We start from the raw sequence: 16984 nt of genomic DNA on the forward strand, positions 1-16984 counted from the left end.
CTCAAGAATACTCAAGAACACTCTATTGTTATTGCCAAAGCAATAACGTGTTTTAAGAACTTCTTTATTTATTCAGCTTTCCAAATTTTTAAAGAGCAATTTGCTAAAAAGCAAAGATAAACATTGTATTGTTTATCTTTGCTTTCTCGCGTCTTACGATGAGTAAGACATACTTTTCAACTTTCTATTCAAGCAATTTGTGTGGGCACTTACAAAAATTAACAACTTTACGTAAGGAGGTGATCCAGCCCCAGGTTCCCCTAGGGCTACCTTGTTACGACTTCACCCCAGTCATGAACCACACCGTGGTCATCGCCCTCCCGAAGGTTAAGCTAATGACTTCTGGTGCAGCCCACTCCCATGGTGTGACGGGCGGTGTGTACAAGGCCCGGGAACGTATTCACCGTGACATTCTGATTCACGATTACTAGCGATTCCGACTTCATGGGGTCGAGTTGCAGACCCCAATCCGGACTACGACGCACTTTGTGGGATTCGCTTACCATTGCTGGTTTGCAGCCCTTTGTATGCGCCATTGTAGCACGTGTGTAGCCCTACTCGTAAGGGCCATGATGACTTGACGTCGTCCCCACCTTCCTCCGGTTTATCACCGGCAGTCTCCTTAGAGTTCCCACCATTACGTGCTGGCAAATAAGGATAAGGGTTGCGCTCGTTGCGGGACTTAACCCAACATTTCACAACACGAGCTGACGACAGCCATGCAGCACCTGTCTCATAGTTCCCGAAGGCACCAATCCATCTCTGGAAAGTTCTATGGATGTCAAGAGTAGGTAAGGTTCTTCGCGTTGCATCGAATTAAACCACATGCTCCACCGCTTGTGCGGGCCCCCGTCAATTCATTTGAGTTTTAACCTTGCGGCCGTACTCCCCAGGCGGTCTACTTAATGCGTTAGCTTAAGAGCCCAGTTCTCAAGGAACCAAACTCCGAGTAGACATCGTTTACGGCGTGGACTACCGGGGTATCTAATCCCGTTTGCTACCCACGCTTTCGCATCTGAGCGTCAGTTACTTGCCAGGTGGCCGCCTTCGCCACTGGTATTCCTTCAGATCTCTACGCATTTCACCGCTACACCTGAAATTCTACCACCCTCTCAAGAACTCTAGTTTGCCAGTTCGAAATGCAGTTCCCAGGTTGAGCCCGGGGCTTTCACATCTCGCTTAACAAACCGCCTGCATGCGCTTTACGCCCAGTAATTCCGATTAACGCTCGCACCCTCCGTATTACCGCGGCTGCTGGCACGGAGTTAGCCGGTGCTTCTTCTGCGAGTAACGTCACAGTGATAACGTATTAAGTCACCACCTTTCCTCCTCGCTGAAAGTACTTTACAACCCTAAGGCCTTCTTCATACACGCGGTATGGCTGCATCAGAGTTTCCTCCATTGTGCAATATTCCCCACTGCTGCCTCCCGTAGGAGTCTGGACCGTGTCTCAGTTCCAGTGTGGCTGATCATCCTCTCAGACCAGCTAGGGATCGTCGCCTTGGTGAGCTCTTACCTCACCAACAAGCTAATCCCACTTGGGCTCATCTAGTCGCGAGAGCTTTCAAGAAGAGGCCCCCTTTCACCCGTAGGTCGTATGCGGTATTAGCAGTCGTTTCCAACTGTTGTCCCCCTCGACTAGGCAGATTCCCAAGCATTACTCACCCGTCCGCCGCTCGACGCCAGAATAGCAAGCTATTCTTCGTTTCCGCTCGACTTGCATGTGTTAAGCCTACCGCCAGCGTTCAATCTGAGCCATGATCAAACTCTTCAATTAAAAGTTTTTGACTAATTGCCTAAGCAATTAAGTCGGCTCAATGAATTCTGTACTTCAACAATAAAACCGAAGTTCTATTGTTTATAAAACTACCATCTTTCGATTTAAGTTTATGTTCACAATTACATTGATATAATATTTGGTCATTATATCTCTGCAAGTGCTCACACAGATTGCTTGAATAAATTGTTAAAGAGCGTTGACCTTGACGCCTTGCGTCGTAGTCAGGCTGCGTATTATACGCAAACCAAATTCGAAGTCAAGCACATATTCATGCTTTATTCAGGACGTTTAAAAAGTAACCGAAGTTGCTTTTTAACACCTTACTGAACGACGTTCGCCGTGTCAGTGAGATGCATTATAGGGATTTAGATCACATTGGCAATCCATTTTATGCACTTATATTGATTTAATATTTAACGCAGAAAAAACCAGCAATAACACGCACATTAATGATCACGATTCATACGAACGATGATAATTCCAGCGTATTCGATACACCGACACAACCACTGCGTGCTGACCTCAATAACAAAAGTAACGACCAAGGTTATTTAGTCTAGTCGCGACCTATCAATAACGCCACAAATACGCAAAATAAATAAAAATGACGGTTAATTGTAAAAACTCGTCATTCCAATTAGAAATAAATGCCATCGTTAATGTATATGTTGGACTAAAAATAATGAATATTCATTCTCATGATTGATGCAGCTAATACGAAATAATAAATATGGCCTTAAATACATAAAAACTGCCTACAGCGTAATGCCGATCAGTTAAGCTTAAATATCTTGCTTTTTTAGTAAATGAGATCAAAATCCGGTGATCAGAACTCACCGGATTTTTTATGCAACTTTCCACAGCTCTTTCTTTAGTTAACTCAAATAATGTCACTGAGTTTCAGAATTTAACCGACATTCTCTCTCCCGAAATAATTGATGCTGGACTAAAAGAAAACGGTGTTGCTACTATTCGAAAGCGTAAACTACCAATGGAAAATATGGTATGGGCAGTTATTGGCATGGCGCTATTTCGAAAATTCCCTATGCGCCAGCTACTTAACCAATTAGATATTATTTTACCTAGTGGTATGCCGTATGTAGCTTCTAGTGCCGTCACGCAAGCACGAAAAAAACTAGGAAGTAAAGTCATTGAATCTGTCTTTCAGCAAACCCAAAAACAATGGAATCAATCTGCTAACCACGGAAACTGGTGTGGATTAAATTTATTAGGTGTCGACGGTGTTGTATGGCGAACGCCAGATACTGATGAAAACAGTAAAGGGTTCGCTAGAACGGGCTCTCAACATGGTAAAGCAAGTTACCCTCAAGTTCGCATGGTATGTCAGATGGAACTAACGAGCCATTTATTAACAAACAGTGTTTTTGATAGCGTTGAAGTTAACGAGATGAATCTTGCCTTAGGATTAATTGATAATACCCCTGATCACAGCCTGACATTATTCGACAGAGGCTTTTATTCATTAGGTTTGTTGCATCGTTGGCAAACAACGGGTGAGATGCGTCACTGGTTAATTCCGCTTAAAAAGAACACTCAATATGAAGTGATTAGAAGTTTTGGACGACAAGATAAACTCATCAAACTAACAACTACACCTCAATCACGCAAAAAGTTCCCTGAACTACCAAAGACAATGGAAGCTCGTCTATTAACAAGAAAAATCAAAGGGAAAGATGTCCAGATCCTGACATCGATGACAGACCCAATGCGTTTTCCGCCAGCTGATATAATCGATTTATATGCACATCGTTGGGAAATTGAACTTGGATTCAGAGAAATGAAACAATCGTTATTAGACAACCGATTTACTTTACGAAGTAATCAGCCAGAACTCATTAGGCAAGAGTTATGGGGCATATTACTTGCGTATAATTTAATACGCTATCAGATGGTGCTAATGGCAACATCACTCGATGACATCCACCCAAATCAATTAAGTTTTCATGGTGCTTCGATGCACATCATTCATGAGCTAACTCAATTATCATTTTGTACTCCAGGGAATATACCTAAGTACACAATGAATATTACTCAGGCTGCCAAGCAATTTATTTTACCAAATCGGCGAGAGAGGAAATATCCAAGGTTGTTGAAATGCTCAAAGGATAGGTATCCCGTGAAAAAAAGAAATGCCGTTCACCTTAAGTGAACGGCATTAGCCTACAGCGGGGTTCTATTGTCTATCGCCAGGTTTCATCACACCAGAGCGGTGCTTGTAATTTAGCACGAGCAATAATACCCATCCCTTTAATTTTATGATCTAATATGCGTCTCAAAAGAAGGTACATAATTTTTCTAAAATCATTGCTTCAACATCGAATACCAAAATGCGAATTCGCTTACTTGTGGTCTCACATTTTGTTGATGGTAAAAGCAGAACTGAAATATAAAATTGCTTAAAAGTCAGTCGCACCAGTGTCAATAAGTGAATTTGATGTGCTTTACCAAAAAATCAATACCTATCACTTGCTGCATGAACTGAACTTAAGTTGGATCACGACACGTTCAAAGCATCCCCGACAGCCATTGGAAGCTCAAGATACTTTTAAAAAAATCCCCAATGGAAACGATCCTTAAGATCCCCGGGCATGTGGCTTTAAAAAACGTTGAAATCTGGTTTCAGGATGAAGCACGATTTGGCCAGTATAATACAACCTTTCGAATATTGGCTGAAAAAGGCGCAAGACCTCGTGTTGTCCAGCACCAAAATTTTGGATATGCCTACCTTTTTGGTGCTGTCTGCGTGAATAACGGAAAAATAGAAGCCATGATAACCCCATTCAGTAATATGGAATATATGCATGAGCATCTCAAATTAATTTCACCATCAACGCAGCCAGGTAAACACGCAGTGGTCATAATGGATCAAACAAGTTGGCATCAACAACATTTAGATAATGAATTTGAAAATCTAACTATTATCCATATTCCCCCGTACTCACCAGAATTAAATCCAATTGAGCAAGTATGGTGTTGGTTACGAAAAAAGGAATTGGTATAATCCTGTAGCCATAAATTACAGACACAAAAAAGCCGACATCAGTAATGATGTCGGCTTTCTCTAATTTGGCGCTTGGCAATGCCCTACTCTCACATGGGGAGACCCCACACTACCATCGGCGTTATTACGTTTCACTTCTGAGTTCGGGATGGGATCAGGTGGGGCCGCAACACTATGGTCACCAAGCAAATCTGGTTTGCTTTCTATAAGAAAATTAATTTCTATTGTTAATCTGAAAAGCTATAAATAAAGAAGTCTTTAAAACCTATCTTGCGATAAATAGTGCGTTCAATCTATTCTTAAGTCAAAATTTCAATTAATCATACTTTAATTTGTATGGTTAAGCCTCACGGGTAATTAGTACAAGTTAGCTCAATGCCTCACAGCACTTACACACCTTGCCTATCAACGTTGTAGTCTCCAACGGCCCTTCAGGGAGCTTAAAGCTCCAGTGAGAACTCATCTCGAGGCCTGCTTCCCGCTTAGATGCTTTCAGCGGTTATCAGTTCCGAACTTAGCTACCGGGCAATGCCATTGGCATGACAACCCGAACACCAGTGGTTCGTCCACTCCGGTCCTCTCGTACTAGGAGCAGCTCCTCTCAATTCTCAAACGCCCACGGCAGATAGGGACCGAACTGTCTCACGACGTTCTAAACCCAGCTCGCGTACCACTTTAAATGGCGAACAGCCATACCCTTGGGACCAACTTCAGCCCCAGGATGTGATGAGCCGACATCGAGGTGCCAAACACCGCCGTCGATATGAACTCTTGGGCGGTATCAGCCTGTTATCCCCGGAGTACCTTTTATCCGTTGAGCGATGGCCCTTCCATTCAGAACCACCGGATCACTAAGACCTACTTTCGTACCTGCTCGACGTGTCTGTCTCGCAGTTAAGCTGGCTTATGCCTTTGCACTAACCACATGATGTCCAACCATGTTTAGCCAACCTTCGTGCTCCTCCGTTACTCTTTGGGAGGAGACCGCCCCAGTCAAACTACCCACCAGACACTGTCCGCAACCCCGATAAGGGGCCTACGTTAGAACATCAAACGTACAAGGGTGGTATTTCAAGGTTGACTCCACATCATCTAGCGACAATGCTTCAAAGTCTCCCACCTATCCTACACATGTAGGTTCAATGTTCAGTGCCAAGCTATAGTAAAGGTTCACGGGGTCTTTCCGTCTAGCCGCGGGTACACTGCATCTTAACAGCGATTTCAATTTCACTGAGTCTCGGGTGGAGACAGCGTGGCCATCATTACGCCATTCGTGCAGGTCGGAACTTACCCGACAAGGAATTTCGCTACCTTAGGACCGTTATAGTTACGGCCGCCGTTTACCGGGGCTTCGATCATGAGCTTCGACCTAAGTCTAACCCAATCAATTAACCTTCCGGCACCGGGCAGGCGTCACACCGTATACGTCATCTTGCGATTTTGCACAGTGCTGTGTTTTTAATAAACAGTTGCAGCCACCATTTCTCTGCGACCAACAATAGCTTACGGAGCAAGTCCTTCACCATCATTGGCGTACCTTCTCCCGAAGTTACGGTACCATTTTGCCTAGTTCCTTCACCCGAGTTCTCTCAAGCGCCTTAGTATTCTCTACCTAACCACCTGTGTCGGTTTGGGGTACGATTCTCTTATATCTGAAGCTTAGAGGTTTTTCCTGGAAGCCGGGTATCAACTACTTCATCTCCGTAGAGACTCGTCATCAGTCCTCAGCCTTAAGTGCGCCCGGATTTACCTAAGCACACAGCCTACAACCTTAAACATGGACAACCATCGCCATGCTAGCCTAACCTTCTCCGTCACCCCATCGCAATATAAGCGAGTACTGGAATATTAACCAGTTTTCCATCGACTACGCCTTTCGGCCTCGCCTTAGGAGTCGACTCACCCTGCCCCGATTAACGTTGGACAGGAACCCTTGGTCTTTCGGCGTGGAGGTTTTTCACCCCCATTATCGTTACTCATGTCAACATTCGCACTTCTGATACCTCCAGCAAGCTTCTCAACTCACCTTCGACGGCTTACAGAACGCTCCTCTACCATGCAAAGAACACGTCTTTGCATCCGTAGCTTCGGTGGTATGTTTAGCCCCGTTAAATCTTCCGCGCAGACCGACTCGACCAGTGAGCTATTACGCTTTCTTTAAAAGATGGCTGCTTCTAAGCCAACTTCCTGGCTGTCTGAGCCTTTCCACATCGTTTCCCACTTAACATACACTTTGGGACCTTAGCTGACGGTCTGGGTTGTTTCCCTTTCCACGACGGACGTTAGCACCCGCCGTGTGTCTCCCGCGATTGAACTTATTGGTATTCGGAGTTTGCAAAGGGTTGGTAAGTCGGGATGACCCCCTAGCCTTAACAGTGCTCTACCCCCAATAGTTAGACGCGAGGCGCTACCTAAATAGCTTTCGAGGAGAACCAGCTATCTCCCGGTTTGATTGGCCTTTCACCCCCAGCCACAAGTCATCCGCTAATTTTTCAACATTAGTCGGTTCGGTCCTCCAGTTGATGTTACTCAACCTTCAACCTGCCCATGGCTAGATCACCGGGTTTCGGGTCTAATCCCAGCAACTATTCGCGCAGTTAACACTCGGTTTCCCTACGGCTCCGCTATTCGCTTAACCTTGCTACTGAAATTAAGTCGTTGACCCATTATACAAAAGGTACGCAGTCACCCAACAAAGTAGGCTCCCACTGCTTGTACGTATACGGTTTCAGGTTCTATTTCACTCCCCTCACAGGGGTTCTTTTCGCCTTTCCCTCACGGTACTGGTTCACTATCGGTCAGTCAGTAGTATTTAGCCTTGGAAGATGGTCCTCCCATATTCAAACAGCATATCACGTGTGCCGTCCTACTCGATTTCACAATAAGGTCGTTTTCATGTACGGGACTATCACCCTGTATCGTGGCACTTTCCAGAGCCTTCCATTAACTTCCAAACTGCTTAAGGGCTAGACCCCGTTCGCTCGCCGCTACTAAGGGTATCTCTATTGATTTCTTTTCCTCGGGGTACTTAGATGTTTCAGTTCTCCCGGTTCGCTTCGTAACGCTATGTATTCACGTTACGATACCTTACAAAGTAAGGTGGGTTCCCCCATTCGGACATCTGTGGATCAATGCTTTTTATCAACTCCCCACAGCTTAACGCAGATTAACACGTCCTTCATCGCCTCTGACTGCCTAGGCATCCACCGTATACGCTTAGTCACTTAACCATACAATCTAAAGTCGACCGTACAATTGAAATAACTAGGTATTATCTAGTTTTTTTCGCCTCAAGAATACTCAAGAACACTCTATTGTTATTGCCAAAGCAATAACGTGTTTTAAGAACTTCTTTATTTATTCAGCTTTCCAAATTTTTAAAGAGCAATTTGCTAAAAAGCAAAGATAAACATTACTGCTTAGCTTTGATTTTTAATCAGAAAGAAAAGTGGTATCCCGTACGAGATTTGAACTCGTGTTACCGCCGTGAAAGGGCGGTGTCCTAGGCCTCTAGACGAACAGGACACTATTTACTTTCTACGGTTGGATTTCATCCCAACCGTTGCCTTATTTTCATAAGACGTGCAATTTAATTTTCTATTCAAGCAATTTGTGTGGACACTTACAAAAATTAACAACTTTACGTAAGGAGGTGATCCAGCCCCAGGTTCCCCTAGGGCTACCTTGTTACGACTTCACCCCAGTCATGAACCACACCGTGGTCATCGCCCTCCCGAAGGTTAAGCTAATGACTTCTGGTGCAGCCCACTCCCATGGTGTGACGGGCGGTGTGTACAAGGCCCGGGAACGTATTCACCGTGACATTCTGATTCACGATTACTAGCGATTCCGACTTCATGGGGTCGAGTTGCAGACCCCAATCCGGACTACGACGCACTTTGTGGGATTCGCTTACCATTGCTGGTTTGCAGCCCTTTGTATGCGCCATTGTAGCACGTGTGTAGCCCTACTCGTAAGGGCCATGATGACTTGACGTCGTCCCCACCTTCCTCCGGTTTATCACCGGCAGTCTCCTTAGAGTTCCCACCATTACGTGCTGGCAAATAAGGATAAGGGTTGCGCTCGTTGCGGGACTTAACCCAACATTTCACAACACGAGCTGACGACAGCCATGCAGCACCTGTCTCATAGTTCCCGAAGGCACCAATCCATCTCTGGAAAGTTCTATGGATGTCAAGAGTAGGTAAGGTTCTTCGCGTTGCATCGAATTAAACCACATGCTCCACCGCTTGTGCGGGCCCCCGTCAATTCATTTGAGTTTTAACCTTGCGGCCGTACTCCCCAGGCGGTCTACTTAATGCGTTAGCTTAAGAGCCCAGTTCTCAAGGAACCAAACTCCGAGTAGACATCGTTTACGGCGTGGACTACCGGGGTATCTAATCCCGTTTGCTACCCACGCTTTCGCATCTGAGCGTCAGTTACTTGCCAGGTGGCCGCCTTCGCCACTGGTATTCCTTCAGATCTCTACGCATTTCACCGCTACACCTGAAATTCTACCACCCTCTCAAGAACTCTAGTTTGCCAGTTCGAAATGCAGTTCCCAGGTTGAGCCCGGGGCTTTCACATCTCGCTTAACAAACCGCCTGCATGCGCTTTACGCCCAGTAATTCCGATTAACGCTCGCACCCTCCGTATTACCGCGGCTGCTGGCACGGAGTTAGCCGGTGCTTCTTCTGCGAGTAACGTCACAGTGATAACGTATTAAGTCACCACCTTTCCTCCTCGCTGAAAGTACTTTACAACCCTAAGGCCTTCTTCATACACGCGGTATGGCTGCATCAGAGTTTCCTCCATTGTGCAATATTCCCCACTGCTGCCTCCCGTAGGAGTCTGGACCGTGTCTCAGTTCCAGTGTGGCTGATCATCCTCTCAGACCAGCTAGGGATCGTCGCCTTGGTGAGCTCTTACCTCACCAACAAGCTAATCCCACTTGGGCTCATCTAGTCGCGAGAGCTTTCAAGAAGAGGCCCCCTTTCACCCGTAGGTCGTATGCGGTATTAGCAGTCGTTTCCAACTGTTGTCCCCCTCGACTAGGCAGATTCCCAAGCATTACTCACCCGTCCGCCGCTCGACGCCAGAATAGCAAGCTATTCTTCGTTTCCGCTCGACTTGCATGTGTTAAGCCTACCGCCAGCGTTCAATCTGAGCCATGATCAAACTCTTCAATTAAAAGTTTTTGACTAATTGCCTAAGCAATTAAGTCGGCTCAATGAATTCTGTACTTCAACAATAAAACCGAAGTTCTATTGTTTATAAAACTACCATCTTTCGATTTAAGTTTATGTTCACAATTACATTGATATAATATTTGGTCATTATATCTCTGCAAGTGCTCACACAGATTGCTTGAATAAATTGTTAAAGAGCGTTGACCTTGACGTGTTCCGTCGTAGTCAGGCTGCGTATTCTACGCAAACCAGATTTGAAGTCAAGCACATATTAATGCTTTATTCAGGACGTTTAAAAAGTAACCGAAGTTGCTTTTTAACACCTTACTGAACGACATTTGCCGTATCAGTGAGGCGCTATTATAGGTAAAACGAGTTGAGAGGCAAGTATTTCATGATACATAATCAAAAATACAATGACATGGATGATTTACCAACACCCTAAGGTTGAGTTTAATACTAAGCGTTTATAAATAGCTATATATAGCGAGCAAGCCTATAACGTTTTTGCAAACGACTTCACTTTATCCCAGTCAGTAAACTCAATATCATTGGTTTTATCCGTACTACCCCCGGTTATTTTCATAATCAGTTGAATAATGAGTGTCTGCCACCAGTTATATTTTGAATATAACAGCGCACCAGCAAATACAGCTTGCTGCTTGGGTACCCAGCTCGACTTTTCTAAAAATGCCTGCATATACGCATTTGTTTCAGGGGTATTCTTTTCTGCTTTTCTTGCCGTTAAATTAACACAGAAGAAACTATTATCTTTGGCTTCCAGTTGCGTTTTATTGGCTGCCACAAATTGATAGAGCTTTTTATTCAAGTGGCCATAGCGAACCGATGCACCGATAACCACTTTATCAAAAATAGCCATATCGATATGCTCGCATTCATCAATGTTCATGATTTCACAAGTATACTGATTGCTAATAACCTCTTCGATGGCTTTAATTATCTTGAGAGTTTGACCATCAACAGTAGAATACAGTACTAACATTTTTTTCATTATAGGTTCCACTTAGCTACGCCAGAAAGCTGGGGTAAATAAAATTAATAAGGTAAAAATTTCTAAACGACCAAATAGCATAGCAACAACTAAAATCCATTTAGCGCTATCATTCACATCACCAAAATGCACCGCAACTTGACCAAGTCCAGGTCCTAAATTATTCAATGTTGCAACAACTGCAGAAAATGCCGATAACTCATCCATCCCTGTCGCGATCAATGCCAGCATACAAATGACAAACACCAATGCATAGGCTGAAAAGAATCCCCAAACCGCATCGATAACACGATCAGGCACTACTTTTTTACCTAGTTTGATTTTATATACAGCACGCGGATGAACCAAGCGTTTCATTTCACGCATACCTTGTAAATAAAGTAATACGATACGAACAACCTTCATACCACCTCCGGTAGAACCGGCACAACCACCAATAAAGCTTGAGAACACGAGCAGTACAGGCAAGAATAATGGCCAATCTTGAAAACTGGTCGTCGTAAACCCAGCTGTCGTCGAAATTGACACAGCTTGAAATAAGGCTTTATCTAATGCCATTTCAGGTGAATCGTAGACACCTTTAGCTAATAAAATAAAGAAACAAATAGCCACAAGTGTCAATTGTACGAATAAAAACGCACGTAATTCAATATCATGAAAATAAGAACCGGGTTTAAAACCTTTAATCGAGAATGCGGCAAAATGTAGCGAGAAATTTATGCCGGCAATAATTAAGAACACCACAGTGATCAAATTAATCACTGGACTATCAAAGTGCCCCATACTACTGTCATGGGTAGAGAAACCACCAATAGCAATCGTTGAGAAGCTATGAGCAATAGCATCAAACATCGTCATCCCAGCCAGCCAAAACGCCATTGCGCAAACAACTGTAAGGCATAAATATATGTACCAAAGCGCTTTAGCAGTCTCAGCTATACGAGGGGTCATCTTAGAATCTTTGACTGGACCAGGGGCTTCAGCACGATAAAGCTGCATACCACCAATACCTAAAACCGGTAACACGGCAACAGCAAGTACAATGATACCCATACCACCGAGCCATTGTAGAAACTGACGATAAAACAACAAGGCTTTTGGCAATTCATCAAGTCCAACAATAACAGTTGCACCTGTAGTCGTTAGACCAGAGAAAGATTCAAAAAATGCACCAGCGACACTGAGATCTGGTTGTTCAGAAAGAATAAAGGGTAACGCACCAACACTTCCCAGTACCGTCCAGAACAAAACCACAATCAAGAAACCATCTTTGGCTTTTAATTCTTTTTTATAATTGCGGTTTTTGTACCATACGATACTGCCTAACGTGACACAAAAAGCAAAGGAGTTAATGAAGACAAGACCACCACCATCCTTGTATATTGCCGCGATCAATGCGGGAAATATCATCGTTACACTAAAAATGGTAACTAATATTCCAACAATTCTTAAAATTGCCCTGAATTGCATTATTATTTTTATCCCTAACTATTAATCGACCACTTTGACATTAACTTGGCCATTGGTTTTGTTTCTTACAGCCGTAATAAAGGCTTGAATATGTCTTGCATCAACATCAAGCTGCATGACGACTTTCGCACCATATTCGGCATGCTTTAATTTACCATTATATACTGAAAACAAACTCTCTATTGCAGCTATTTGAACATAATCACAAGTTAAGTGAAGTTCTTTATATATGAGGCATTCAATCGGTTCAATTAACTTTAATACTTGCTGCACACCACCTGCATATGCACGAACTAATCCACCTGTACCCAATTTAATACCGCCATAATAACGCACGACAACAGCAGTCATCTCACCAACATTACAACCAAGTAAACAATTTAATATCGGTTTACCTGCAGTACCAGACGGTTCACCGTCATCACTAAAGCCATATTGCTGCCCATCACTCGGTCTACCGGCAACAAATGCCCAGCAGTGATGTCGTGCACTCGGGTGTTGTGCTTTAATATCTCGCACAAATTGATCAGCCGCTTGACGTCCTTTGGTCGGCGTAAGATAAGTGATAAAACGGCTTTTTTTTATTTTTTCGGTATATTCATAAGACTGTTCTAAAACAAAATAGGGGCTATTAGCGGTCATTTCTATCCTGTGTATATTCTACTTTAAAGATGCTCATCACCATTCTACTGTTATATGCTTGTTGATAATAGCAGGTTCAGGATCACAATTTTTAAAAGTTAAGTGACGGTCAATTTATTTTCATTAAATATTCAGCAACAAACATCCAACAATTAAAAACAGTTGTAAGCCGAACACTTTACAGCAAATAAAACCAACAAATAACCCATTTAAAACATTAAACACTAAACTAAACCTTAAAATAAGTGCCTGTAACCAGTTTAAAAGCTAAATAAGTTATTTCGCTACCATTACCCCTCACCCGCCCCTGAGTTATTAATACTACTTACGGATTAGTTCATTACGTCCCTAACAAGAAAAAGTTAAACAGTCGTTTAAAATAAGTGTTGAAATATTGTTAGATTATCGACAGAATGAGAGCAACCAGTACCCTACATAGCTGGTAAATAGCAAACGGAGCTGATGATCACCATCGCTTTAGCAAGGAGAAATGTAATGATTTACCAAGCCGAACAACTCTCGGTCACTCTATTAGAAGATGGCATCGCAGAATTAAAATATGACGCGAAAGGCCCTGTTAATAAATTTGATCAAGCAACATTACAAGCATTAACTGAAGCTGTAAAAGTATTACAGACTAATTCAGACATTAAAGGATTAATTCAAACATCAGGCAAAGGTGCATTCATCGTTGGCGCTGATATCACTGAATTCCTTGAGCTGTTTAAACTACCTGACGCTGAATTATTAGGTTGGTTGGAACAAGCAAATGCAGTATTCAATGCCATTGAAGACCTACCTTATCCAACAATTTCAGCCGTTAACGGTCATGCACTTGGTGGTGGTTGTGAAGCAATTCTTGCTACGGATTTCCGTGTAGCTGACACCACTGCACGTATCGGTTTACCTGAAACTAAATTAGGTATCATGCCTGGTTTCGGTGGCACAGTACGTTTACCACGTCTGATCGGTGCAGATAATGCAGTTGAATGGATCACAACAGGTAAAGATTATAAAGCACTTGCTGCTCTTAAATTTGGCACTGTAGATGCGGTTGTAGCACCTGAAAAATTACGTGATGCAGCACTATCTATGGTTAAAGATGCTATTGCAGGAAAACTGGACTGGCAATCACGTCGTGCGCAAAAACAAGCACCATTAGGATTGAATAAAATTGAAGCAACAATGAGCTTCTCTACTGCACTAAGCATGGTATACGCGAAAGCAGGTAAACATTACCCAGCACCTACTGCAGCAGTGAAGGCGATTGAAGCAGCAGCAAGAATGGATCGCACCGGTGCACTTGGTGTAGAAGCAGCAACATTCATTAAACTTGCTAAAACAGATGCTGCACAAGCATTAGTTGGCTTATTCTTAAGTGACCAAGCATTAAAAGCGAGTGCGAAGAAAGCAGAAAAAGCCGGTAAAGTAACACATAAAGCCGCTGTACTTGGCGCTGGTATCATGGGTGGTGGTATCGCTTACCAATCAGCGATTAAAGGCACGCCTGTTATCATGAAAGATATCAATGATGCCGCACTTGACCTAGGCATGGCGACAGCGTCTGGTTTATTAACAACGCAACTTAAGCGTGGTCGTATTGACGGGACTAAACTGGCGAAAGTTATTTCTTCAATCACCCCAACACTCAGTTATAACTCAATTGATGAAGCTGACATTATCGTTGAAGCAGTCGTTGAAAATCCGAAAATTAAAGCCGCTGTATTAGCTGAATTGGAAGATAACGTCAGTGCAGACACTGTCATCACTTCAAATACGTCGACTATTCCAATTAACGTACTCGCGAAGAACTTAAAACGCCCTGAACAGTTCTGTGGTATGCACTTCTTCAACCCAGTACACAAAATGCCGCTGGTAGAAATCATCCGAGGTGAGAAATCATCTGATGAAACAATTGCGACAACCGTTGCTTACGCAGCGAAAATGGGCAAAACGCCTATCGTTGTAAACGACTGCCCTGGTTTCTTCGTTAACCGCGTATTATTCCCATACTTCTTCGGTTTCTCAAAACTCATCGCGGATGGCGCTGATTTTGTTGCTGTAGATAAAGTAATGGAAAAACAATTCGGTTGGCCAATGGGTCCTGCATACCTACTCGACGTAGTTGGTATTGATACCGGTCACCATGCAGCAGCGGTTATGGCTGAAGGTTTCCCAGAGCGTATGGCTAAAACAGGCAAAGATTCTATCGATGTGATGTTCGAAGCAACGCGTTATGGACAGAAGAATGGTGTTGGTTTCTACTCTTACGCGAAAGACCGTCGTGGTCGCATGCAGAAAACACCGGATCCAAAAAGCTACGAGCTGCTTGCTGAAGTTGCCAGCGAAAAAGCTGACTTCTCGAACGATGACATTATTGCTCGCTGCATGATCCCAATGATTAACGAAGTTGTTCGTTGTCTTGAAGAAGGTATTGTTGCTACGCCAGGTGATGCTGATATGGCACTGATCTATGGTATTGGTTTCCCTCCATTCCGTGGCGGTGTGTTCCGTTATCTAGACACTATGGGTCTAGATAAATACATTGAATTAGCAGATTCATTTGCTGATTTAGGACCACTTTACCAAGTAACTGATGGCTTGCGTCAACGCGCAGCTGACGGCAAAACTTTTTACTAAGACACGAACGAAAGGATAATAAAATGAGAGATGTAGTTGTAATCGATTGCCTACGTACACCTATGGGTCGTTCTAAAGCCGGTGCATTCCGTCACGTTCGTGCTGAAGATCTATCTGCAAAATTAATGAAAGCTTTACTTGATCGTAACCCTAAAGTCGATCCTAATGACATCGAAGATGTTTACTGGGGCTGTGTTCAACAAACGCTAGAGCAAGGTTTTAATATCGCCCGTAATGCTTCATTACTTGCTGGTATCCCAATCACAGCAGGCGCGACAACTGTTAACCGTCTATGTGGTTCATCAATGCAAGCTATCCATGATGCAACACGTGCAATCGCAATGGGCGACGGTGACGTCATGATCATTGGTGGTGTTGAGCACATGGGTCATGTACCAATGAACCACGGTGTTGATTTCCACGTGGGTCTGGCTAAGTCTACGGCGAAAGCAGCGGGTATGATGGGCCTTACTGCTGAAATGTTAGGTAAAATGCATGGAATTACCCGTGAACAACAAGATGCATTTGCTGTTCGTTCACACAAATTAGCACAAGCAGCGACTGTTTCTGGTCGTTTTAAACGTGAAATTCTGCCTATCGAAGGTCACGATGCTGACGGCGTATTAAAATTGTATGATTTCGATGAAGTAATTCGTCCAGAAACAACCATGGAAAGCCTCGCCGGTTTACGTCCAGTATTTGATCCAGTCAACGGTACCGTCACAGCGGGTACGTCATCGGCATTATCAGATGGTGCTTCAGCGATGTTACTTATGTCTGCTGACAAAGCCAAAGAACTGGGTCTTAAGCCACGCGCAAGAATTGTGTCAATGGCTGTCGCAGGTTGTGATCCATCAATCATGGGTTACGGTCCAGTACCAGCAACGAAGAAAGCACTTAAGCGTGCAGGTCTAACCATTGACGATATCGATGTATTCGAATTAAACGAAGCATTCGCGGCCCAATCTTTACCTTGTATTAAAGATCTTGGCTTAGAAGATGTTGTTGATACTAAGATTAATCTTAACGGTGGTGCCATCTCATTAGGTCACCCTCTCGGTTGTTCAGGTTCACGTATCTCGACTACGCTTATTAACGAACTTGAAGTTCAAGGCGGCAGATATGGTCTAGCGACTATGTGCATCGGTCTTGGTCAAGGTATCACGACTATTTTTGAGCGTATCGAAGACTAATAATAACTGTACAAAAAATACGGTTAGTTAATCTAT

At 43.6% G+C, this 16984-nt stretch carries 6 protein-coding genes, 1 tRNA gene, 4 rRNA genes and 1 pseudogene; 4 read left to right on the top strand and 8 right to left on the bottom strand.

Features of this window, described 5'->3' with window-relative positions:
• Window positions 1-232: 232 nt before the first annotated feature.
• Window positions 233-1777, bottom strand: a 16S ribosomal RNA gene (locus tag MORIYA_RS13940).
• An 850-nt stretch (window positions 1778-2627) separates the two neighbouring features.
• Here MORIYA_RS13940 and MORIYA_RS13945 point away from each other — a divergent pair.
• Together MORIYA_RS13945 and MORIYA_RS13955 are read left to right on the top strand one after the other, a co-directional pair.
• Window positions 2628-3950: an IS4 family transposase gene (locus MORIYA_RS13945; RefSeq protein WP_112714029.1), complete on the top strand. Its 1323-nt coding sequence runs from the start codon at window positions 2628-2630 to the stop codon at window positions 3948-3950.
• A gap of 275 nt (window positions 3951-4225) precedes the next feature.
• Window positions 4226-4796: pseudogene (locus tag MORIYA_RS13955) on the top strand (IS630 family transposase); the annotation flags it as partial.
• Window positions 4797-4872: 76 nt separating this feature from the next.
• Here MORIYA_RS13955 and rrf read toward each other — a convergent pair.
• From rrf to MORIYA_RS13990, 7 genes are all read right to left on the bottom strand, one after another.
• Window positions 4873-4988: ribosomal RNA gene (gene rrf, locus MORIYA_RS13960) — 5S ribosomal RNA — on the bottom strand.
• A 150-nt stretch (window positions 4989-5138) separates the two neighbouring features.
• Window positions 5139-8032, bottom strand: a 23S ribosomal RNA gene (locus MORIYA_RS13965).
• A gap of 219 nt (window positions 8033-8251) precedes the next feature.
• Window positions 8252-8327: transfer RNA gene (locus tag MORIYA_RS13970), tRNA-Glu, on the bottom strand.
• Window positions 8328-8447: 120 nt separating this feature from the next.
• Window positions 8448-9992, bottom strand: a 16S ribosomal RNA gene (locus MORIYA_RS13975).
• Together the 16S, 23S and 5S rRNA genes with 1 tRNA gene alongside form the textbook arrangement of a ribosomal RNA operon.
• A gap of 495 nt (window positions 9993-10487) precedes the next feature.
• The gene (gene hemG / locus MORIYA_RS13980) at window positions 10488-11003 is read right to left on the bottom strand and encodes a menaquinone-dependent protoporphyrinogen IX dehydrogenase (protein WP_112716074.1); all 516 of its coding nucleotides are present in this window, start codon (window positions 11001-11003) and stop codon (window positions 10488-10490) included.
• A gap of 12 nt (window positions 11004-11015) precedes the next feature.
• Window positions 11016-12473 carry a TrkH family potassium uptake protein gene (locus MORIYA_RS13985; RefSeq protein ID WP_162629275.1) on the bottom strand — a complete coding sequence of 486 codons (1458 nt, stop codon included), beginning with the start codon at window positions 12471-12473 and terminating at the stop codon, window positions 11016-11018.
• Between the two features lie 21 nt (window positions 12474-12494).
• Complete coding sequence (locus tag MORIYA_RS13990) at window positions 12495-13115, bottom strand: YigZ family protein (RefSeq protein ID WP_112716076.1); 621 nt, start codon at window positions 13113-13115, stop codon at window positions 12495-12497.
• 495 nt (window positions 13116-13610) lie between these two features.
• On the opposite strand from MORIYA_RS13990, the gene fadB reads away from it, so the two are divergent.
• Window positions 13611-15755 (top strand): fatty acid oxidation complex subunit alpha FadB, encoded by a 2145-nt coding sequence (gene fadB / locus MORIYA_RS13995; RefSeq protein ID WP_112716078.1) that lies wholly within the window; start codon window positions 13611-13613, stop codon window positions 15753-15755.
• A gap of 23 nt (window positions 15756-15778) precedes the next feature.
• The gene (gene fadA / locus MORIYA_RS14000; RefSeq protein ID WP_112716080.1) at window positions 15779-16948 is read left to right on the top strand and encodes an acetyl-CoA C-acyltransferase FadA; all 1170 of its coding nucleotides are present in this window, start codon (window positions 15779-15781) and stop codon (window positions 16946-16948) included.
• The last annotated feature ends 36 nt before the right edge of the window (window positions 16949-16984 follow it).

The sequence above is a fragment of the Moritella yayanosii genome (assembly GCF_900465055.1).
GTDB classification, from domain to species: Bacteria; Pseudomonadota; Gammaproteobacteria; order Enterobacterales; family Moritellaceae; genus Moritella; species Moritella yayanosii.

Bases quoted from the DNA above. Each gene is read 5' to 3' on its own strand.
- MORIYA_RS13945 (WP_112714029.1), top strand. From the start codon at position 2,628: ATGCAACTTTCCACAGCTCTTTCTTTAGTTAACTCAAATAATGTCACT.
- hemG (WP_112716074.1), bottom strand. From the start codon at position 11,003: ATGAAAAAAATGTTAGTACTGTATTCTACTGTTGATGGTCAAACTCTC.
- MORIYA_RS13985 (WP_162629275.1), bottom strand. From the start codon at position 12,473: ATGCAATTCAGGGCAATTTTAAGAATTGTTGGAATATTAGTTACCATT.
- MORIYA_RS13990 (WP_112716076.1), bottom strand. From the start codon at position 13,115: ATGACCGCTAATAGCCCCTATTTTGTTTTAGAACAGTCTTATGAATAT.
- fadB (WP_112716078.1), top strand. From the start codon at position 13,611: ATGATTTACCAAGCCGAACAACTCTCGGTCACTCTATTAGAAGATGGC.
- fadA (WP_112716080.1), top strand. From the start codon at position 15,779: ATGAGAGATGTAGTTGTAATCGATTGCCTACGTACACCTATGGGTCGT.